17 protein-coding genes are annotated in these 21,364 nt (G+C 71.1%); 3 read left to right on the top strand and 14 right to left on the bottom strand.

Going from position 1 to position 21,364, the window contains the following annotated elements:
- The 9 genes from D6689_21035 to D6689_21075 all read right to left on the bottom strand — a co-directional run.
- A partial coding sequence (locus tag D6689_21035; protein ID RMH37279.1) for a DUF4339 domain-containing protein occupies positions 1-1,358 on the bottom strand: 1,358 nt, incomplete at its 3' end.
- A gap of 375 nt (positions 1,359-1,733) precedes the next feature.
- Positions 1,734-3,011 (bottom strand): adenylosuccinate synthase, encoded by a 1,278-nt coding sequence (locus D6689_21040; GenBank protein RMH37280.1) that lies wholly within the window; start codon positions 3,009-3,011, stop codon positions 1,734-1,736.
- Positions 3,011-4,423: an ATP phosphoribosyltransferase regulatory subunit gene (gene hisZ / locus D6689_21045; GenBank protein ID RMH37281.1), complete on the bottom strand. Its 1,413-nt coding sequence runs from the start codon at positions 4,421-4,423 to the stop codon at positions 3,011-3,013. Before hisZ ends, D6689_21040 begins: the two co-directional genes overlap by 1 nt.
- On the bottom strand, positions 4,333-5,910 hold the full coding sequence (locus D6689_21050; protein RMH37294.1) for a phosphoglycerate dehydrogenase: 1,578 nt from the start codon (positions 5,908-5,910) through the stop codon (positions 4,333-4,335). The genes hisZ and D6689_21050 overlap by 91 nt, the downstream gene beginning before the upstream one ends.
- Positions 5,911-5,964: 54 nt before the next feature.
- A complete protein-coding gene (locus D6689_21055) occupies positions 5,965-6,741 on the bottom strand; it encodes a Nif3-like dinuclear metal center hexameric protein (GenBank protein ID RMH37282.1) in 777 nt (258 codons plus the stop codon).
- An 84-nt stretch (positions 6,742-6,825) separates the two neighbouring features.
- The gene (locus tag D6689_21060) at positions 6,826-7,764 is read right to left on the bottom strand and encodes an SDR family oxidoreductase (protein RMH37283.1); all 939 of its coding nucleotides are present in this window, start codon (positions 7,762-7,764) and stop codon (positions 6,826-6,828) included.
- The gene (locus D6689_21065) at positions 7,761-8,576 is read right to left on the bottom strand and encodes an acyltransferase family protein (GenBank protein RMH37284.1); all 816 of its coding nucleotides are present in this window, start codon (positions 8,574-8,576) and stop codon (positions 7,761-7,763) included. The genes D6689_21060 and D6689_21065 overlap by 4 nt, the downstream gene beginning before the upstream one ends.
- Positions 8,577-8,606: 30 nt before the next feature.
- Positions 8,607-9,683, bottom strand: coding sequence for a DUF4388 domain-containing protein (locus D6689_21070; protein ID RMH37285.1), 1,077 nt, complete (start codon positions 9,681-9,683; stop codon positions 8,607-8,609).
- 35 nt (positions 9,684-9,718) lie between these two features.
- Positions 9,719-10,657, bottom strand: a complete 939-nt coding sequence (locus D6689_21075; protein ID RMH37286.1) for a GGDEF domain-containing protein — start codon at positions 10,655-10,657, stop codon at positions 9,719-9,721.
- A 561-nt stretch (positions 10,658-11,218) separates the two neighbouring features.
- On the opposite strand from D6689_21075, the gene D6689_21080 reads away from it, so the two are divergent.
- Positions 11,219-12,004, top strand: a complete 786-nt coding sequence (locus D6689_21080) for a MerR family transcriptional regulator (protein ID RMH37287.1) — start codon at positions 11,219-11,221, stop codon at positions 12,002-12,004.
- A 39-nt stretch (positions 12,005-12,043) separates the two neighbouring features.
- Positions 12,044-13,330: a hypothetical protein gene (locus tag D6689_21085; protein ID RMH37288.1), complete on the top strand. Its 1,287-nt coding sequence runs from the start codon at positions 12,044-12,046 to the stop codon at positions 13,328-13,330.
- A 195-nt stretch (positions 13,331-13,525) separates the two neighbouring features.
- Here D6689_21085 and D6689_21090 read toward each other — a convergent pair whose 3' ends face one another.
- From D6689_21090 to purH, 3 genes are all read right to left on the bottom strand, one after another.
- Positions 13,526-14,812, bottom strand: a complete 1,287-nt coding sequence (locus tag D6689_21090) for a DUF1015 domain-containing protein (GenBank protein RMH37289.1) — start codon at positions 14,810-14,812, stop codon at positions 13,526-13,528.
- Between the two features lie 88 nt (positions 14,813-14,900).
- Positions 14,901-16,190 carry a phosphoribosylamine--glycine ligase gene (purD, locus tag D6689_21095; protein ID RMH37290.1) on the bottom strand — a complete coding sequence of 430 codons (1,290 nt, stop codon included), beginning with the start codon at positions 16,188-16,190 and terminating at the stop codon, positions 14,901-14,903.
- A 77-nt stretch (positions 16,191-16,267) separates the two neighbouring features.
- Positions 16,268-17,815 (bottom strand): bifunctional phosphoribosylaminoimidazolecarboxamide formyltransferase/IMP cyclohydrolase PurH, encoded by a 1,548-nt coding sequence (purH, locus tag D6689_21100; protein ID RMH37291.1) that lies wholly within the window; start codon positions 17,813-17,815, stop codon positions 16,268-16,270.
- A 194-nt stretch (positions 17,816-18,009) separates the two neighbouring features.
- On the opposite strand from purH, the gene D6689_21105 reads away from it, so the two are divergent.
- Positions 18,010-19,779, top strand: coding sequence for a hypothetical protein (locus D6689_21105; protein RMH37292.1), 1,770 nt, complete (start codon positions 18,010-18,012; stop codon positions 19,777-19,779).
- A 45-nt stretch (positions 19,780-19,824) separates the two neighbouring features.
- Here D6689_21105 and D6689_21110 read toward each other — a convergent pair whose 3' ends face one another.
- Complete coding sequence (locus D6689_21110) at positions 19,825-20,211, bottom strand: hypothetical protein (GenBank protein RMH37295.1); 387 nt, start codon at positions 20,209-20,211, stop codon at positions 19,825-19,827.
- A 155-nt stretch (positions 20,212-20,366) separates the two neighbouring features.
- Positions 20,367-21,113: a MerR family transcriptional regulator gene (locus tag D6689_21115; GenBank protein RMH37293.1), complete on the bottom strand. Its 747-nt coding sequence runs from the start codon at positions 21,111-21,113 to the stop codon at positions 20,367-20,369.
- Positions 21,114-21,364 lie beyond the last annotated feature (251 nt).

Below are 21,364 nucleotides of genomic sequence, written 5' to 3' on the forward strand. Positions count from 1 at the left end.
CCGGCTGCCGGCGCGCCGTCGTCATCGTCGTCGCCCTTCGCGCCCTCGTCGCCGGTCGCCGCGGGTTTTGGCTCGCTGTCCCCTCCCTCGCCGCCGGCCTTCGCGGGTTCGCCATCGTCTTGATCCGACGCGGTCGCCCGCGCTCCGCCGGCCGGGGTGGCCCCGCCGCCGACTTTGTCGCTCGCCGCCGCGGCGGCAGCCAGCTGCGCGGTGTCCGCTCCAGGCTTGTCGCCGCTTTTGAGGATCACGAGCACCAGCACGACCGCGACGATCGCGAGCACGCCGATCAAGCCGATGAGCGCATACAACAGCTTGTTGTTGCCGGCAGGCGTCGCGGTCGGCAGCAACACCGCCGCGCCCCCCTCGAACCCGCCCGTGTTGAACACCGGGAGATCGTCGGGCGCGCTCGCCGCCGCAGAGGGGCCGGCCGAACCCGCCGCTTGCTTCTCGCCGAGGTACACCTGCGCCATCGACCGGATGTCGATCAGCCCCGAGCCTTCCTGCCCGCCGGACTGGGCGTACCCCGGCTGGGCGCCACCGCTCGCGGCGGGGGCCGGCCCCGCCTTCGGCGCGTCGGCCGCGAGCGACGCCAGGTTGCTGAGGGAAAACAGCACGGAGTTTTCGTTGCGCTGCCCGGTGAGCGAGGTCGGTCCGACCGGCGCCGGCTCGGCGGCCGGCTCGGCGCCGCCGAACAGCCCGCCGCCCGCATCCGCCGCGGCGCCATCGCCGCCGAACAGGCCGCCGCCGGCGTCGGCGTAGTCCGGCTCGGCCGCGCTCGGTGCCGCCGCGGCCGAGAACAGATCCCCCGGATCGCCCGCGGCAGCCGGCTCATCGTACCCGCCGCCGATGCCGAACATGCCGGCGACCTCCGGGTCGGGCGGCGGGTGTCCATCGTCGTGCAGTCCGGCGACCGCCGCCGCGCCGCTGCTCACCTCGCCGGAGGCGGCCATCGTGCCCGCCCCCACGACGCCGGCGAACTCCTCGACCGCGGCAAGCCGCTGCCAGTCGCCGAACCCCTCGCGCCAGATGTACGAGTCGGCGGTGACCTCGCCGCGCTCGAGGCGTTCGAGCACCTCGTCGCGCGTGAGCGGTCCGACCTGCTCCTGGTCGATCACCACGTGCCACACGGCGCCTCCCGAGGCGGCCGCCGCCATCGCTGCCGCTGCCTCGCTCGGGCTGTCGTACCCCGAGTAGTCGAACACCTGCGTCTCCTTGTCGTCGACCGGCGCCGGCTCCGCCGCACCGCGCACGACGATGATGTGGCTGCACTTCTTACATTTGATCTTGAAGACCTTGCCGCGGACCTTTTCGTCCGCGATCGAGTACTTCGTCTGACACGAGTCGCAAATGATCTTCATCGGGCGTCGTCCCTCGCGTAGGCCGCCATCGCGCCCCGCCGCGGCAATCGGCCAAAATGAGCCGGTAGATTATAGGAATCGCTCATGATCTGCGCAACGCTGCGCGCCGGTTGGTCACGGAGTCGACACCGGAGCGCCGGACGTCGTTGGCGTTTTGTCGCCCGCGGGCGAGCCCGAATCGCCGGCGCAGGACGTTCGGAGCGCCAAAAACCCGAACGCGACGCCGAACGCGAGCAAGATCGCGACGGCGACCCACAGCGGCTGCCGCAGCATGCCCGTACCCTACACAACCGCGGCCGGATGCGATACCGGCGGCGCGCCGGATCCCGCCGGCCGGCGCGCGGTGGAATGCGGGATCGGGGCCACCGCGCCCGATCAGAACGCGTCGCGCAGGGTGAACGTGTCGTGGCGGTCCGGGCCCACCGATACGAGGTAGACGTCCACCCCGACCCGTTGCGCAACCGCCGCCACGTAGGCGCGCGCGGCGGCCGGCAGGTCGTCGTACGAGCCGACCCCGCGCGTCGCGCCGGTCCAGCCTGCAAAGCGTTCGTAGCGCGGCGTCACTCGCGCCAAGTCCTCCGCATCACTGGGAAACTCATCCAGCTCGCGCCCGTCGAGTTCGTAGGCGACGCACACCGGCACCTCCGGCAACCCGCACAACACGTCCAGCTTGGTGAGCGCGATGCCGTCCATGCCGTTGATGCGCACGGCGTGGCGCAGCGCCGGAATGTCGAGCCAGCCGCACCGCCGCGGCCGGCCGGTGGTCGCGCCGTACTCACCGCCGGCCTGGCGCAACGCGGCGCCGGCCTCGTCGTCGAGTTCGGTCGGGAACGGCCCGCCGCCGACGCGGGTGGTGTACGCCTTGGCGATCCCGACGACCCGGTCGATGCGGGTCGGCCCGATGCCCGCGCCGGCCGCCGCTCCCGCGGCCGTCGTGGTCGACGACGTCACGTACGGATACGTACCGTGGTCGAGGTCGAGCAGCGCGCCCTGCGCCCCCTCGAACAGCACGTTGCGCCCGTCCGCGAGCGCCCGGTCGACGAACGCGCCGGCGACGCCGACGTAGCGGGAGATCGACTCGCCGAGCGCGAGCGCCTCGTCCACGACCGCGTCGATGTCGGGCGCCGGCTCGCCGTAGTGGGCGAGCAGCGGCCGAAGTTCGTCGAGGTTTTGCTCGACGAGCGCGCGCAGCTTCGCCGGTCGCGCGAGATCGCCGACGCGCACGCCGCGGCGCGCCGCCTTCGCCTCGTACGCCGGACCGATCCCGCGCAAGGTCGTACCGATCGCGCCGCCTCGGCGCTCGCGCGCCGCCTCGAGACGCTTGTGGTACGGCAAGATGACGTGGGCGCGATCGGCGATGAGCAGCTCGTCGCCCGCCAACAACCCGCGCGCCTTGCACTCGGCGATCTCGTCGACCAGCGTGTTCAGATCGATCACCATTCCGTCGCCGAGCACGCAATGCGTCCCGGCGTGCAGTACGCCCGACGGGATCAGGTGTGTGATCAACTGCTGGCCGCCGATGACGAGCGTGTGCCCCGCGTTGGCGCCGCCGCCGTAGCGCACCACGACGTCGGCCGACTCCGCGTACAGGTCGACGACCTTGCCCTTGCCTTCGTCGCCCCACTGGGCGCCCACGACCACCAACGACGGCATCAGACGCCCTCCCGTGCAAACCCGAGCGCCTCGACCAACGCGTCGATCCGGCCTGCCGCCGCGGCGCGCACCTGCGCGGCCGACAATGTGCACGCCGCGCGGCTGGCCCCCGCCCGCACCACCGCCGCGCCGCCGCGCGCGTCGACGGCCACCGCAGCGGCCGCACCGATCCGCGCCGCGTAGGCGGCGAGCGCGGCGACGGGCCCGCCGGCGCCCACGTCCACCGCCGCGCGCACGCCCCGCGCGCGCAGCGCGGCCGCCACGCGCAGCGCGACCGTGCGCCGCGCCACCGGCGCCGCGATCGCAACGACCGGCGGCCCCGGCGGCGGAGCGAGCCCGGCCGCGCGCTCCGTGTCGGCGATCGCTTCGACGTCGACCGCAAATCCGGTCGCCGGTGCGCGGTGGCCGTAGGCGGCGAGCAGTTCGTCGTAGCGGCCGCCGCGCAGCACGGCGTCGCCGACGCCATCGGCATACCCGGAAAACCGCAGGCCCGTGTAGTAGTCGAATCCGCGCACGTCGCCGAGGTCGACGGTCACGCGGCGGTGCAGGTCACCGTCCATGCGATCTCGCGCCAGGTCCAGCACGCGCTCGATGGTAGCAAGCGCGCGACGCACTGCGGCCGGCGCGGGCAGCTTCCGCGCCGCCGCGAGCACCTCCTCCGGCGCCCCGTACAGGCGCGGCAACGCGGCGACGAACGCGCGGCGGGCCGCCGGCAGGCCCCGCGCGGCGTCCTCGACGCCGCGGCGATCTTTTTTGGCGAGCGCACTCACGAGGGCGGCGTGGCGGTCGGGATCGCGAACCCCGTCGAGCGCCGCGCGCGCGATCGCCGCGTGCCCGATGTCGAGGCGAACGTCGTCCACGCGCATCGATGCGAGCGCGGCCGCCGCGACGCCGAGCACCTCGGCATCCCCCTCCGGCGAGGGCACGCCGATCAGCTCGACGCCGGCCTGCAGTAGCTCGCGCTGACCGCGCGGCCCGGCCTCGAGCCGGGTCACCGCCCCCTCGTAACACAGCCGGATCGGCCCGCCGACGTCGCGCATGCGGGTGGCCACCATGCGCGCGACCTGCGGCGTGATATCGGGGCGCAACGCGACCACCTCGCCCGTCTGCGGCTCGACGAACCGGACGGCGGCGCGGCGCGCATCGCCGCCGAGGCCGCGTTCGAGCACATCCGCGTACTCGAACGCGGGCGCAATGATACGCGCATACCCCCACGCCTCGAACGCGCCCAGCAGTCGCTCGATGATCGCGCGGCGGCGCGCGGCGGCGCGCGGCAGATAATCGCGCACGCCGGCCGGCAGGCGAATGGCCCCGCCCACGGTCACAGGTCGACGACCATCGCGTCGATCACCTCGGGCAGCGCGGCGACCGCCGCGACGAGTTCGCGGTCGACCGAGGCGTCCACGTTCCACAGAGCGATCGCAACCCCCGACGGGCGATGCAGTCCCACGTGGAGGCTATTGACGTTGATCGACCGGTCGCCGAGCAGAGTCCCGACCTTGCCGATCACGCCCGGCCGGTCGTGGTTGCGCACGACCAACAAGCGGCCGCGCGGCTTGGTCTCGACGAGAAAGTCGTCGATCTGCACGATCCGCGGCGCGACCTTGCCGCCGATATGGTAGAGCGTGCCCTTGACGTAGTGCTGGCGGTCGCCGGCGCGTGCGGTGAGCGCGACCGCCGCCGCGTAGTCGACGCCCTTGCGCTGGGCGACCTCGCGCACGCCAAGGCCGCGTTCGGCCGCGATCAGCGGCGCGTTGACTTCATTGACCGGGACGTCCAAAAACGTGCCCAGCAGCCCGACCAGCGCGGCGTTCGCACACGCCTTCGCGCCGGTATCGGCCAGCTCCCCGAGGACCTCGACGGTGAGTTCGTCGATCGCGCGGCCGTCGCCGTGCGCGAGTTGGCCGACGAGCCGGCCCATCTGGCGAGCCAGATCGAGCCAGGGCGCGAGCGCCTCGCGCAGTTCGACCGGCACCGGCGTCATGTTCACCGCGTTGCGCACTTCGCCTCGCTCCGCGAACGCGACGACCTGTTCGGCAATCTCGGCGGCGACCTTCTCCTGCGCCTCGTCGGTCGACGCGCCCAGGTGCGGAGTGCAGACCACCCGCTCGTGCCGCCGCAACGGATGGTCCGGTGGCGGCGGCTCGGTCTCGAATACGTCGAGCGCCGCACCGCCCACGTGCCCCCGTTCGAGGGCGTCGACGAGCGCGGCCTCGTCGACGATACCGCCGCGCGCTGCGTTGACGATCAGCACACCGGGCTTCATCCGAGCGAGCGCTTCAGCCCCGATCAGCCCGCGCGTTGCGGCGGTCAACGGCGTGTGCACGGTGACGAAATCCGCGCGCGCGCACAGCGTGTCGAAGTCGACCAGTTCGACGCCGAGCCGCGCGGCCGCGTCAGCGGATAGAAACGGATCGCAGCCGATGACGGTCATGTGCAATCCGCGCGCGCGGTCGGCCACGATGCGGCCGATGTTGCCGAGTCCGATCACACCCAACGTCTTGCCACACAGCTCGCGGCCGTTGAACCGCTTCTTCTCCCACTTGCCGGCGCGCATCGACGCGGCCGCCTGGGGAATATGGCGCGCGAGTGCCATCAGCAAGCAAAGCGCGTGCTCCGCGGTCGTGACCGCGTTGCCGCCGGGCGTGTTCTCCACCAGGATGCCGCGACGCGACGCCGCCGCGACGTCGATGTTGTCGACGCCGATGCCGGCGCGCCCGATCAACTTGAGCCGCGCGCCGGCGTCGATGACCTCCCGAGTCACCTGGGTGCGCGACCGGACGATCAGCGCGTCGTAGTCAGCGATCGCGGTGACGAGATCGGCGGCGGTGATGTCGTCGCGCACGTCGACGGCGACGCGCGGGGACGCGCGCAGCAACTCGGCGGCGCGCGGCGACATCGGATCGGCGATCAGGACGCGAAACGGTTCGGGCACGGTAGACTCCTCAGCGGTTCACAGCGGGGACGGCACATCGACGAACTCCGCGTCGATGCCGGGGAACTGGGCGGCGAGTGCATCGGCGAGGCGAATCGCGCCGTACACTTCGGTGCGATGATGGCCGGCACCGACGAGCGTAATCTGCAGTTCGCGCGCGAGGGACGCGGACCGCTCGGCCAGCTCTCCCGTGACGAACAGGTCGCACCCCGCGGCGGCCGCCGACTCGAGTAGATCCGACGCGGCGCCGGTGCAAACGCCCACCGTACGAACCGCACCCGGCCCGTATGGGAGCACGAACGCCGGCGGCGCTCCGTCGAGCACGACGCGCGCGATCCGTTCGATCGCCTCGTCGCGCGACACCGGCGTGGGCCACGCGCCAGCCACGCCCAGCGCGTGGCCGCGCACGTCGCCGAACGCGCGCCGGTCCGGCCCCAGGCCGAGGGCATCGCACAACCCGGCGTTGTTGCCGAGGGTCGGATGGGCGTCCAGCGGCAGGTGGTAGGCGGCCAGCGACACCGCGTTTTCGAGCAACATGCGCAACCGAACCGCCGTCGGCCCGACGACCCGGGGAATCCCCGCGCCCCAGATCAGCCCGTGGTGGACGACGATCAGATCCGCGTTGCGCGCGATCGCGCGCTCGAACAGTTCGGCGTGGGCGCTCACCCCCGTGACGACGACGTCCACTTCCGGCGCGCCCTCGACCTGCAGGCCGTTCGGCCCGTAGTCGCGAAACCGGTCGATCTCGAGCACCTCGTCGAGGAAGGCGACCACGTCCCGCAATCGCACCGTCATTGCAACGCCACCATGTTCCGCCGGGGTAACAGAAAGCAACGCGGCGTGTCAACGACGGCCGCCGCCGCGCGCACCGAGCCGCCCTCAGCGCGCGGGCCGCGGGCGCACCGGCGCCGCCTCCGCGAACGCACGCATCGTCGCCGTCTCGTCGAACGCATGCTGGAAGCCGGTGGCGGTGCGAAACCGGGTCGCGTCGATGACGACCGGATACTTCAGATGGCTCAAGGCGCCGCGCGGCAGCACCGGCAGGCCGAAGCGGCCGATCGCAAACCGAAACAGCGGCTCCGGAATTGGCACGGCACGGCGCCCGGTCTGGCGGATGAGCAGCGACAGCGGCACCGGCTGTGGACCGGCGACGTTGTAGACACCGCGCGGCGCGCGCGACAGCGCGAGCGCGATCGCATCCGCGACGTCGAACTCGTGCATGAACTGAAACAGCGGATCGTAGCCGACGATGACCGGCACGCGCGGGCCGCGCAAGAACGTCGCCAGTGTCCCGTGCAGCGACGGCCCGAGTGTGTAGCAGCACCGAAGTACCACCGTATCGAGTTCGGGATAGCGCCACAGCGCCGACCCTGCGTACAGATCCGCGGCCACGAGATCGGCCAGTTCCGGGAAGGTCGTCACCGCCATCGGCGGGTCTTCCTCGCGGTGATACATCGGCGAGTCCGACGCCGCTCCGTAGTACGTGTGCCGGCCCACGAAGATGCAGCGCCGAGCGCCGTAGGTGTGGCAGTGATCGAACACCGCGCGCGTGCCGTACAAGTTGATCCGAAACCGGTCGGCGGTGCGTTCGACGAGGTGCGTCACGGTGGCCATGTGGATGACCGTCTCCGGGCGAAACCGGCGAAACACATCCTCAGCCGTCCGCTTGCGGATGTCCGCCTCGTGTACCTGCACGCCGTCGGGCGCGTCGGGCCACGGGCGCCGGTCGATGCCCCACACGGTATGGCCCGCATCGACCAGGCGTCGGGCGACCAGGCGGCCGAGCTTTCCCGAGATGCCGGGGATCAACACCTTCATCGCCGCTTTTCCTCTCCGGCCGCCAACAGCTCGGCGATACGCTGTTTGACGCGGTCGACGTATTGCTCGATCACGCGGTCCTCCTCGCTGCCGTCACCGTCGAACGTCATCGGCTCGCCGTACACGATGTCGAGGCGCACCTTGGGCAGCGGCAGCGGTACGACGTACGGCGTGAGCGGAATGTAGGGCGCGCCGAGCGCGCGGCCGAGGCGCTCGAGGTTTACGATCGTCGGGATGGCGTCGCCCCCGCCGAGAAACGCAAAAGGCACGATCGGCGCGCGCGTCTGCAGTGCGAGGCGGACGAACCCGGTGCCGAACCGCACGAGCGTGTGCTGCTGCCACGCGAGCTTCGCGGTGCCGCGCGCGCCTTCGGGGAACACGAGGAGCAGCCGCTCGTCCTCGAGCAACTGGACCGCGTGGTCCGGCAACCCGGTGAGTTGCCCGCACTTGACCGTCCAATCGGCCAAAAACGGCCAGCGCGCGAGAAAATACTCGGCCATCCCCTGGGCGAGCCGCGGCGGCTCGAGTTCGAGAAACACCGACGCGAGCACCATGGCTCCGTCGAGCGCGACGCCCCCGGAATGATTGCCGACGAGCATCGCGCGGCCCCGCGCCGGCACGTGGTGGATGTCGTGGACGTGAACGCGAAAGTAGTGCCGGTACAACCACGAAAGCAGCGACAAGAACCGCGTGAGGTCGCGGCGCGACGCGCCGAATCGGTCGTAGCCATGGCGGTTGAATCCGATCTCGAGCCGGTGGACGCGCGCCTCGATCTCCGGGTCGCGCCACAGCGAACGAATCGCGCGGAGCATCGCGTGCGTCTCTCCCGATGGCGGCCGCAGTTATGCGGCGCCGCCCCCTTCGTCGCGCCGCCGCGCGAGTTCGAGCAGCAGCGCCCACGTCTTGGTCGCCACGCGGTCGTCTCGGTCGACGGCACCGGCGCGAAATGCAAACTCGGCTGCCGGCCACTGGACGATCTCGAGCAGCGCGTCGATGGGCGCCGTGGCCGGCGAGGGTGCGGCGCTTCCGAGCGCCAAGGCGACGTCGACCACGCGGCCGTCGCGCAGGTAGACCTCGCCCGTGCCCGCGTCGCTGCGCACGCGCAGCACCCCCGAAAGGCGCTCGGACTCCGCGAGCGAAAGGATGCTGGCGAGCGCCACCTTGTCGGTGCGCCCGCGCATGTCGGCACGCGCGTCGCCGTCGCGCTGGTACGACTCGGGGTGAATGCTCTCGTCGATCAATACCGCGATGGCGTCCTCGATCGTCGCCGGCGACTCGTCCGGATCCGGGCGAAAACGAATGTCGACTCGGTGCAGGTCGGCGCCCGCGCCGACCGGCCGCGAATCGACCACCTTGCCGGTGAACGCGAACTCCCGCTGCGAGCGCGGCGACCGAACGACGCACTCGATCGCCTCGCCGGGCGGCACCGGCCACGCGGTCTCCAGCGACAGCGTGTCCACGCCGACGACGTACACGGTCGCGTCGTGCCGGGCGCCCTCGTTCGCCCGGCCGACCTGCGCGTCGAACGCATTGCGCACCTGAAACATGCGGCCGCTGTCCAGTTCGTCCTCGGCCGCCGCGCGCACCAGCTCGGCGACGCGCGCCCGCGTGTCGTCGTCGGTGAACAAAAACTCGAATGCGACCCCGACGACCGTCGTTCCACGGCTGAGATCCTCGACCAGCACGCGGCGAACGACGCGGCCGAGCACTTCGATACGCTCCTCCGACCCCGGCACGAGGATCTGCAGCACTTCGATCGTGCCGCAGCCGCCGGCGGCGGCGTCGCCCTCGACGTAGACGCCGGTGCTGCTGATGTCCCCGCGCCGCAACCGCGGCTCGCGGTCGACGCCCGAGATGCGCAACGCGAGGCTCGCCGAGATGCGCGCGCCGCGGCGGCGCTCCCTGCCCTGCCGGCTCACGCGGTCATCCTATCGCGAATCGCCGGCGTACGGCGTCACTGCATAGACGGATGCCACGAACACACCTTGTTGCGCCCCTGGCGCTTGGCCGCGTACAGCGCCTTGTCGGCGCGCGCGAACAGCCCGGCCGGATCGACCGCGTCCGTCGGAAACTCGGCGACGCCGATCGAAATGGTCGGCTCCACGCGCACGCCATCTTTGACGAAGTTGTGCCGCTGGACGCGATCGCGAACCGTTTCGGCCAACGCCATCGCGCGCCGGCGATCGACGCCGGGCAAACACGCGACGAACTCGTCGCCGCCGAAGCGGCACAGCAGGCCGTGGGGCTCGAGCACGTCGCGCAGGATGAATGACGCCTCGACGATCGTGTAGCAGCCGACGGCGTGGCCGTGACGATCGTTGATCTCCTTGAGCCCGTCGAGATCGAGCACCATCAGCGCCAGCGGCTCGTTGTCCGTTTTCGCCTTCTCGATGAGCGCCTGATAGTACGGGTCGTACTGACGGCGCACGGTCAGACCCGTAAGTGGGTCCGTACTCACCAACTCCTCGACCCGCTCCTGATACTGGAGGTCGAGGTCGTCGAGGTAGGCAAACCGGATCACCGTTCCGCCGATGAAGATCTTGTCGCCAGCCGCGAGCGGCACTTTGCTGTCGACGCGACTGCCGTTGACCAGCGTGCCGTTGGTCGACCCCAGGTCCACGAGCACGTAGCGGCCCGTGTCCGGATCGCGCTCGACGCGACAGTGGCGCCGGGAAATCGACCCGTCGCACAGCGCGAGCTCGACCCGATCGTCGCGGCCGATCGTGATCGGCTGGTCGCACACGACGTGGCGGCCGAGGTCGACCTCCGCGCCCTGGACGACCAACAACGACGCCATTCGCCGGCCCTCGGTTGGCGGCGCATACTCGGGAGCCGACTCGACCCGAATCGTCTCCGCCGCCTTGCGCGGCACGACCTTGCGTCGTTTCGGCATGCCCCCGTTCGCGGTAGCGTAGCATCCGTTACAAAACGCGGTCAAACCGCAGCGCCGTCGCGCGGCCGCGATCGCAACGCGAGTTTCACGCGGCCGAAACGAAAAAGAAATCTGGGCCGGGCAAAGTGGTTTCCATGCTAGCGAAATGGATCGACCAGGTCGCCGACGTCCCGCGCACGCTCGCGGACTACACGATCGGAACGTTGATCGTCATGGTTCACATGGCCACCGTGGGGAGGCGCCCCCCCCGCGACGCACTGCCTGCCCGGCCCTGACCGGGCCGCGCGGCGCGCGCCGTTGCTCGGTGGGCGCGGCCGCGTCCGACGCGCGACCGGTGCGGCGGCGCGCAAAAGTCACTGGACGGCGCGCGGCCCGCTCTCGCAGGCAGTAGGGTGGGTTTCTGTTGGCTCCGCGGCCACGCGCCGTCCAGGCCCCCCACACATAGCACAGAAAGTGAGAAGTCAAACTTACCAGTACCAACAGATCTCCGAATTTGCTAGAATCGCGCGTATTATTGGTAAGCGGCCTCAAACTCTCGTCAGAATCTCCGAACTCGCGCGGATGTCGGGCGTGCCCGCTCCGACGATCAAGCACTACATTCGCGAGAACCTGCTGCCCGGACCGGCGCGCCGCACCAGCCGCAACATGGCCTATTACGACGCCGCCCTCGCCGACCGGATCAAGGCGATCAAGCAGCTCCAGCAGACCTATTTCCTCCCGCTGCGGCGTATCGCCGACCTGCTCGAGCCGGCGCCGAGCCACCGCATTCGCTCCGACAAGCTCGCCGAAATCGTCCCCGGCGTGCGCGCGGGCCACGACGCCGCGCGCGCCGACCGCGCCCGGCCGCGGACCGCACCCGCGCGCCGCACCCGCGCCGACGTGCTCGCGTCGATGAACTTGACCGCCGAAGACCTCGATCGCCTCGCAGCGCTGGGACTCGCGGAGCCGGTCGAGCCCGCGCACGGCGAACCCGTGTACGCGGACGCCGACCTCGACCTGCTCGAGGTGATCCACGAAGCGCGCGCGCAGGGCCTCGGCGACCTGTTCCCGCTCGACATCCTCGAACCGTACGCGGACTGCGTACGCACGCTCGTGCGCATGGAGATCGAACTGTTCCGCCAGCGAGTCATCGACGGTGCCGCGCCGACGGGCCGGCCGCTCCCCGAGGTCGCGCGCGAGGCGACGCGGCTGGCCGAGCGATTGATCGTCGCCATGCGATCGAAGCTGGTCTTCCCCGAACTCGCCGCAGCCGGCGGGCTGCCGGACAGCGCTCCGGCGACGAACTCCGCCGTCACCGAACCGCCCCACGGCGCTCCGGCGACGAGCTCGCCCGACGACGACGGCTGATCGCAGCCGGCGTCCGCGTCCGCGTGGTACAGTCGCGCGATGACGTCGGTTCGCGCCGCGGGGATCGCCGCACTCGCGACGGCGGCGTGCGCGGGCTGCGGCGGCGGCGACGGCGGCGGCCCCGACGCGACGCCGGCGGGGGCCTGTACCGGCAGCTACTCGCAGGAGTACCCTTCCGCCGACAATCCCGAGTTCTGCATGTTCCCGTGGGACTCGACGAAGCCGGAACTGGGGCTCACCGAGTGCGACGAAGTGCTCGAGAACTGCTCGGCGACCGGCGCGACCCCGGACTTTTCGTGCATCGACTCCCCGGTCGCCCACCCGCCGACGCCCACCGCCGTCACGCTCACTGGCTTCGTCGACGTGTTTTCGTCTGGACCGGACGCGGACGGGGCGCGCATTCAGATCTTCCGCGCCGGCCAACTCGATGGGGCCAGCGACATCGATGCGATCGCGCCGATCGCGCAGGCCGACGTCGCGCTGTCCGCCGCCACCCTCGCGACCGCGCGCGCGTGTCCGAGCGAGCGCACGCTCGAGGGCGACGCGCGCTTTGGCCAAGGCCGCTGCGCGCAGCCCGACCCGGACGCCGATTGCGGCGGCCAGTGCGACCGCGCGCTCGACGCCGTCGAGTTTTGCCACAACGCCACGTGCGACGACCTGCAGCGGTGGGAGGTCCAGTATGCGATCGCCGACGTGCCGACCAACGAGTTCCTCGTCGTGCGCACGGTCGGACTCGACGCCGACGGCAATCCACAGGTGCGCGGCAACACCTGGTCGCCGCTCGTGCAATACAACGTGTTCCTCGGCACCGGCGACCGCGCCTGTTCACCGGCAGCCGACTGCGAGGCAGGCCTGGTCGACGCCGTATGCAGCGATTGCATCGACACGACCGTCGATCCCCCGGTGTACCGCAACGACGTCAACCTGCTGTCGGCGCAGGACTACGTGACGATCCCGACGTCCGCCGGGCTGTCCGGCGGCGTGCCGCCCGGCCACGGTGGCGTCGCCGGCGAGGTGCACGACTGCAACGGCGTCCGCCTGCGCCACGCGCAAGTCGGCTTCAGCGCGGACCGGATGCCGGAGGTGATCGTGTTCTTCAACGGCAACCCGGTCAAGACGCTGCCGCGCCTGCAACAGATCAGCGACGGCACCAACCTGCTCGGGCTGTACGCGGGCCTGGATGTCGCGCCCGGACCCATGAGCGTCGTCGCGGTCGGCGTACGCGACGGCGCACTGTTCGAGGTCGGCCGGTTCCGCGCCCACGTGTGGCCCGATTCGGTCACCCTCGTCCGCCTCGGCGGCGGACGGCCGCGCCAGCAGCCGTAGCGCGGCCCCCCGACGTCCCAGCTGGCGGTTGCGCATCGCCGCTGGCCGCGGGCGCGATCCGCGGGCGATCGTCGGCATGCGACCTCGCGCCCGCCGCTACCAGATGTTGCTACCCGCCCTCGTGTGCCGCGGGCGCGCGCCCGACCTCGCCTGGCATCTCGCCCCCTCGCTGGCGCACCCGTTCGCAACAACCCCTCAGCGCGCGATCGACTCGTCGAGCTTGCGAAACACGACGCCGCTCGCGATTTTCGGATAGAAGAACGTCGACTTCTGCGGCATGAAACCGCCTTCGTCGGACACGGCCTTGACCGCGGCCACGGGGGTCGGGTTCATCACGAACAGACACTGCCCATCGCCGGCTGCGACGCGCGCGAGCGCGACGGCCGTGTCCTTCGGGTAGTCGAGGTTGGTCTTGGCTTCTTGCGCCGCGCGGTCGATGCCGAGCATCCCCTCGAGCACCACGTCGTGCAGAATCGTTACGTCGAGCCTCTCGGTCGCGCTCGCGCTCGACAGATCCCCGCGGTACGCCATCACGGTCAGGTCCGCGCTGCCGGGAACGACGACGCCAAACGCCGGCCGCGCTGCACCGCGCTCGGTGACGATCGCGCGAACCTTCGCCGCGTCGGCTGCGCCTCCCGCGACCGTGTCGATGTCAAACGCGTCGCGCGCGGCCGCGACCAGTTTCTCCAGAGAAAACCCCGGAACGCCGTGAACGAGCCGGTGTGTCGGAAACACGACCAGCCCCGCGTCGTCCATGTTCGCCAAAAACAGCGTGCCGAAGTCGGCCACATCGCTGCCCGCCTCGCGCCGACGGTCGCGATACGCCAGCATCGTCTCATAGCGATGATGACCGTCGGCGATGTACAGCGGCTTGTCCGCAAGCGCCTCGACAACGGCAGCGATCATGGAGCGATCGGTCACGCGCCATACGAGGTGGCGCGTCCCGTCGTCGGTGGTGCCATCGACCACCGGATCCGTGCGCTCGACCGCCGCGAGCGCCTCGTCCACTGCGCCCTGCGGATCGCTGTACAGCGTGAAGATCTGCGACGGGTGGCACGCGGTTGCCTCGAACAACTTGAGCCGATCGACTTTCGGTCCCTTGAGCGTTCGCTCGTGCGGCAGGATCACCCGCTCGTCGAACCGGTGCAGTCGCACCGCCGCGACGAATCCGCGGCGCACGACCTCGCGGCCGCCGAGTTCCGCCGACGTAAACACCTGGTTGTAGCGGTACAGGCACGGCTGGTCGTCGCGCACGAGCACGCCGTCGGCCAGCCACCGGTCGAGCAGTTCCGCGGCGCGCGAGTACTTCGCGTCGCCGTCGCCTTCCGGCAAGATGACGCGGACGCAATTGTGCGGATCGCGCGCAGCGAGCTGGCGCCAGTGGTCGGCGTCGATGACGTCGTACGGCGGAGCGAGCACGTCGGACGCGCGCACGCGCGTGGTGTCGTATCGGATGCCGCGAAACGGTGCAATGTCGGCCATGGCGCGGGTGTATCACACAGCCGCCGCCGCGATCACGGTGCGAACACGACGCCGGCGTCCCGTTGAACCGGCGCGGCGCCCGCGGACATCACGCCGGCCGGCCGGGACTCGCCCCGCGCGCGCCGATGTCTCGCCGAAAATGCATGCCGTCGAACCGGATGCGGTCCACTGCCGAATACGCGCGGGCGCGGGCCGCCGCCACGTCGGCGCCGAGCGCCGTGACACCGAGTACGCGCCCGCCCGCCGTCTCGAGCCGGCCGTCGCGTTCGCGCGTCCCCGCGTGAAACACGACCACGTCCTCGTCGTCGACGAACGCATCGGCGCCGGTTATCGGCACGCCGGCCTCTGACGACTGCGGATACCCGCGCGACGCGAGGATCACGCAGACCGCCGCGCGCGGATCCCACGCCAGGTCACCGGCCGGCAGGGCGCCGGTTGCGGCACCGTACAACCACTGGCCGAGGTCACTGCGCAGCCGCAGCATCAACGGCTGCGTTTCCGGATCGCCAAAGCGGCAGTTGTATTCCAGGATCCACGGCACGCCGCCGGCATCCACCATGAGCCCGGCATACAGGACCCCGCGGTAATCGATGCCGGCCGCACGCAGGCCCGCGAGCGTCGGATCGAAGATGTCGCGGCGCGCACGGTCGAGCAGCTCCGGTGTCGCCCACCCGGCCGGAGACACCGCTCCCATCCCTCCGGTGTTCGGCCCGCGGTCGCCGTCGAGCGCCGCCTTGTGGTCCTCGGCCTGCTCGAGCAGCACGTAGCGGTGTCCGTCGGTGATCGCCATCAGCGACAGCTCGCGGCCGCGCAGCCGTTGCTCGATCACCACACGGCGACCCGCGTCGCCGAAAGCGCCTCCCTCGAGACACGCGCGCGCGGCGGCGCGCGCCTCGTCTGCGGTGTCGCACACGGTCACCCCCTTGCCCGCCGCGAGGCCGTCGGCCTTGACCACCACGCCGTCGCCCAGCGCACCGATGCGGTCGATCGCCTCATCCGCTTCCGCGACGGTCGAGCACTCGAAGAACTCCGCCGTGCGTATGCCGCAGTCGCGAAAGAATCGCTTCGAAAACGCCTTCGACCCTTCGAGCCGCGCTCCATCGGCCCCCGGTCCGAACACCGCGATGCCGCGGTCGCGCGCGCGGTCCGCCAGCCCCGCGACCAGCGGTGCCTCCGGTCCGACGACGATCAGATCGACTCCGCGGTCGGCGGCCGCCGTGACCAGCCCGTCGATCGCATCGACCGCAATCGGAAGGCACTCCGCGTCGCGGGCGATGCCGGGGTTCCCGGGCGCGCACACGAGTTGATGTCCCGCGCGCGCCAACCGCCACACGAGCGCGTGCTCGCGACCTCCAGAACCGACGACAAGGATCTTCACGTAGACCTCACGAACCGATTGAGTTGTCGCGCGATGTGCCGCCGCGTCCGACACGACGCCGGCCGCACGCCGCCGCCTCAGTGACGGAAATGGCGCATCCCGGTGAACACCATCGCAATCCCGTGCTCGTCGGCCGCGGCGATCACTTCTTCGTCGCGAATCGACCCGCCCGGCTGAATGACCGCGGTCGCACCGGCCTCCGCGATCGCGTCGAGCCCGTCACGAAACGGAAAGAATGCGTCCGATGCGGCGACTGTGCCGGCCAGCGGTAGCTGCGCCTTCATGCGCGCGAGTTGGACGGCGTCGACGCGCGACATCTGGCCGGCGCCGACCGCGGCCGTGCGCGTGCCGGACGCAAACAAAATCGCGTTGGACTTGACGTGCTTGCACACGCGCCACGCGAAGTCGAGCGCCTCGAACTCGTCCGGGGTCGGAGCGCGCCGCGTGACGACGCGCGCCTCCGACGCGCGCGCGGTCACGTAGTCGCCGGTCTGTGCCAGAACGCCGCCCGCGATCGACCGGAGTGTCCATCCGGTCGGCCGGTCGACCTTCATGTCGCCGACCGCGACGAGCCGAAGATTCTTCTTGCGCGCCAGCGAATCCCGCGCCGCGGGTGCGTACGACGGCGCGACGACGCACTCGATGAACGTCTCGGCCAGCAGGCTGGCAAGGTCTGCGTCCACTTCGCGGTTGACCGCAACGATGCCGCCGAATGCAGACACCGGATCGCACTCGCGCGCCCGCGCGTATGCCGCCGCAACGCCGCGCGGATCGCTCGCGGCGCCACACGGATTGGTGTGCTTGACGATCACGGCTGACGGTCCGGTCAGTTCGAGGCAACACGCCAGCGCGGCGTCGAGGTCCAGCAGGTTGTTGTAGGACAGTGCCTTGCCCTGCAGGACTTGTGCGCCGACGAGCAGCGGCCGCCCCGTCGTGACGCCAAGCGAGTTTTTCACCTCGCGGTACAGCGCGGCCTGTTGGTGCGGATTTTCGCCGTAGCGAAGTTCGAACTCGCGCCGCAGTTGCAGCGACACGAGCTCGCCGCCGGACAGAAAAGCGGCAATCGCTCCGTCGTACCCGGCGGTGTGCGCGAACGCTTTTGTAGCCAGCTCGCGGCGGAGCTGCGGCCCCACGCAGCCGCCGTTCCGGTCGAGTTCGGCCAGCAAGCGGTCGTAGTCGTCCGGGTCGACGACGACCGTGACCCGCTCGAAATTCTTCGCGGCCGCGCGCAGCATCGTCGGCCCACCGATGTCAATGTTCTCGACCGCGGCTTCCAGCGTGACATCTGGCGCCGCGATCGTGCGCTCGAACGGATACAAGTTGACGACGACGAGATCGATCTCGCCGATACCGTGCGCCGCGAGCTCCGCACGATGCGCGTCCGTCGCCCGCGCGAGCAGCCCGCCGTGAATCTTCGGGTGCAGCGTCTTGACGCGCCCGTCGAGGATCTCGGGCGCTCCCGTGTAATCGGACACCGCAACGGTCGGCACGCCCGCCGCCTCGAGCGCCTTGCGCGTGCCCCCGGTCGACAGCACCTCGACACCGTGGCGCGCGAGCCCGCGGCCAAGTTCCTCGAGGCCGCGCTTGTCAGACACGCTCACGATGGCTCGACGAACTCGGATCATGACAGGACCTCCGCGCGGTAACGTCGGCGGGACCGGCGCCCGCCACAGATTCGGTGGGTGCGTAGTTATCAGCTAGGGTCCGGCGATTCAATCGCCAGAGCGGGCGATCGTTCGCCGTGCGCCGTTGACTGTCGCGCGGCGGGCGGCTACACGGCAGCGTGGCCGTGCGACCGACCCTTGCCGCGTGCATATTGATGGCCGCCGCCGTCGCCTGCTCGGACCCGGCGGAACGCGCGCGCCGCCCCGCGCCGGCCACGCCCCGCGAGGCGGCCCCCGACCGCAACCCGCGCCCCGCATACGTCGATCCGCCCGCCGCGCCGGGCGCTGTCGCCGGCCGCGTCACGGCCGATGGCGACGCGCTGCTCGCGGTGTGGGTCGAACCGGCGGATCCGGCGGCGGCCGGCTCCGGCAGCACGCGACGCGGTCCGCACCGGGTGCGGTACGCGCGCTTCGCGGAAGGCCGATGGACGGCGCCCGCGACCATCGCCGAGGGCGACGACGTGCTCGCAAACTGGGCCGACACGCCCGCCGTGGCGCGTGGCGGCGACGGCGCGCTCGTCGCGCATTGGGCGAGGCTGCACCCCGGCGGCGGCTTTGCGTACGACGTGGCGCTCGCGCGCTCCACCGACGACGGTGCGACATGGACGCCCCTCGGCGTCGCGCACGACGACGGCACCGCGACCGAACACGGGTTCGTGTCGATGCTGCGCGACCCGCGCGGCGTGCGGCTGTTCTGGCTCGACGGCCGGCGAACGGCCCGCGGTCACGGAGATGGCGCGACGATGCTGCGAACCGCAGTCGTATCGACACGCGTCGGGGAGGATTCGGTCGTCGACGAGCGCGTGTGCGACTGCTGCGCCACCGCCGCGGCGGCCGTCGACGGCAGGCCGGTCGTCGCCTACCGCGATCGCAGCGCCGACGAGATCCGAGACATCACCATCGCACGCGCAGACCGCGAGGGGTGGGCGCACACCTCGTTCGCCGACGGCTGGCGCATCCCCGGTTGCCCCGTCAACGGACCCGCCGTCGCGGCGGCCGGCGGTGCGCTATGGGTCGCGTGGTACACGTACGCCGGCGAACGCGGCTCCGTGCGCGCCGCGGTATCCACCGACGGCGGCGCGACGTTTTCCGCGCCGATCGCGATCGATGGCCCTCGCGGGCGGCGCGAGCCGGTCGGCCGGGTGTCGATCGCCGCCGTGACCGAGCGCGACGCCGTCGTGAGCTGGATCGCGTCCGATCGAGAGGATGCTCGCATCTATGCGCGGCGCGTCGCGGCCGACGGGCGCGTCGGTGCCGAGCGCGCGCTCGCGCCGACGACCCCCGAGCGCGACGCCGGCTTTCCGCGAGTTGCGCCGCTCGGCCGCGACCACCTGGCGTTGCTATGGACGGCGACCGCCGGCGAGCGCGACGGCGCGACCCGCCTGCGCATGCTCGCCATCCCCCTCGCGGAGCTACCGCCGCCGGCCGGCGCCGTGTCCGCCCCGCCTGCCAGGGACGCCGCCGGCGGGCTGCTCGCCGTCGGCGCGCCGATGCCGGCGGCGACCGTCGCTCGGTTGGACGGAACGCCGACCACCCTGGCCGACGCAGGCGGCCGCGCGGTGCTCGTGAACGTGTGGGCCACCTGGTGCGAACCGTGTCGGCATGAGTTGCCGGTACTCGCCGCGCTACAGCGCCGGTACGGCGACGCGGGCCTCCGGGTCGTCGCCGTGAGCGTAGATCGCCAGCGCACCGCGGGCGAGTTGCGCGCGTTCGCCGAGCGCCGCGAGCTGCCCTTCTCCGTGTGGCACGACCCGCACGAAGCCCTCGCCACCGCGCTCGGCGGGCAGACCGTGCCCGCGAGTTTCCTGTTCGACGGCGATGGCCGCCTCGTTTGGCGGCGCGCCGGCGCGATCGCCACCGGCGATGTCGACCTCACGCGGGCAGTCGAAGCGGCGCTCGCACCGCGCCGTCCCGCGCGCCGCTGACCGCGATCGCGCGCGGGCCGCGCCTCCACCGGAGGCGCTCCGCGCCTATTTCTTCGGCCCCTCGATACCGAGATCCTCGGCGCACGGCGCCGACATCTTCAACTTGACCAGGCCATGCACCTCGACTTGGCGGATGCGCTCGCGCGTGAGATTCATGATCTCACCGACCTCCTCGAGCGTTATGCCGCCGCGGTCGGCGACGTCGAGCGAGCACGTTTCCGTCATCTCCCAGACTTCGAGATCCGGGAAGTTGATCTTGATCGAGCCCGTCTCGGGGTTCACGTCGAGGTACAGGTGGTGCTTGCAACTCACCCACGGGCACGGGCGGGCTGCGCCCGCGCACTCGGCCCGCGTCCGCGGGCGCGGCACATCGTCGACGGGCGGGTACAGCAGTGCGCCGATGCGCAGCTCCTCCCGCGTGAGACGCTTCATTGCGATCGTCTTGGACCGCGGTCGACTGCGGCGGGGCCGCCGCCGCACCTTGCGGCTGACCTTCGGTGCAGCCGTAGCCGGTTCGTCGACCAACTCGTGGGCCTGGTCGCTGGTGTGGGTGTTGTCGTTCGAGCGATCCATGCCGACCTCCTCCGTTACAGCAAGTCTTCGGCGCTCCCCGCGGCGCCGGAGTCCCGATAGCGGTCGCCGCCCTCCTCGCTGGCGCGGCGTTGCAGCGCGTCGAGCCGCCGCAACAACTCGTCGGCAGCCTTGCGCGCATCGCTGATGTCCTTTTTGAGCGCGCGGCGCGCCTTTGCGTCGAACCGCTCGCTCTGCAATTCGTCCTCGAAGCGCGCGAACACGTCCGCGAGTACGTCCTCGAGGCTTTCGAGCGCGTTCGTGAACCGCAAATACCGCTGCTGGATCTGCTCGATCGTGTAGTCGTCGCGCATCAGCCGCTTGATTTCGTTGATGCGCCGGACCGTCTTGGCCGGGTACACGCCGAGCGAGCCGCGGTGTTTCCCCTTACGCCCCACGCGCCGGCTGCGCGGCAGCAGCCCCTGCTGGACGTACTTGCGGAACGTCGCCTCGGACAGGCGAATCCCGCGCGACACGAAGATGTCGACGATCTGCGCCGCCGTGATCCCGTCGGCGTACTGCGCTTCGACCTCGCGCAGCTCCGCCTCCGTCAATAGCGCCGGCCGACGCCCGGTCGCCGCCGCCCGCCGGCCGCCTGCGCCCCCGCGCCCGCCGCCGCTCGCCGCGTGCGCTTCCACGGCTCCGGCCGTGGCCAACTCGCGCGCCACGCTCCGCGCCGACAGCGCATCGTCCGGGCAGGCGCGCAGCGCGAAGGTCGCATCGTCCGTCCAACTGTGCGCGCCCGGTGGCGGTCGGCGAATCACGTGCTGTCCCCCGTTGGTGCCCTTCGATGCACGGGTCCCGCAGCGCTGAGCTCGATCCCCCTCGTCTCAGCCGGCTCCCTTGCTCGAAGTATTCCTACGATATTCCACTGAGTGTATTCCGTCAACGCGAAGCAAAGAAAAATGATCAACTTTTTGCCTGCGATTTTGTTCAGTTTCTCGACACGCATCCGGATTGCACTGCCCGCGCCGCGCGTCAAAACGCAACGCATCCGCAGCCCAGCGCGCAGCCC

This window comes from Deltaproteobacteria bacterium (genome assembly GCA_003696105.1).
Taxonomy (GTDB): domain Bacteria; phylum Myxococcota_A; class Polyangia; order Haliangiales; family J016; genus J016.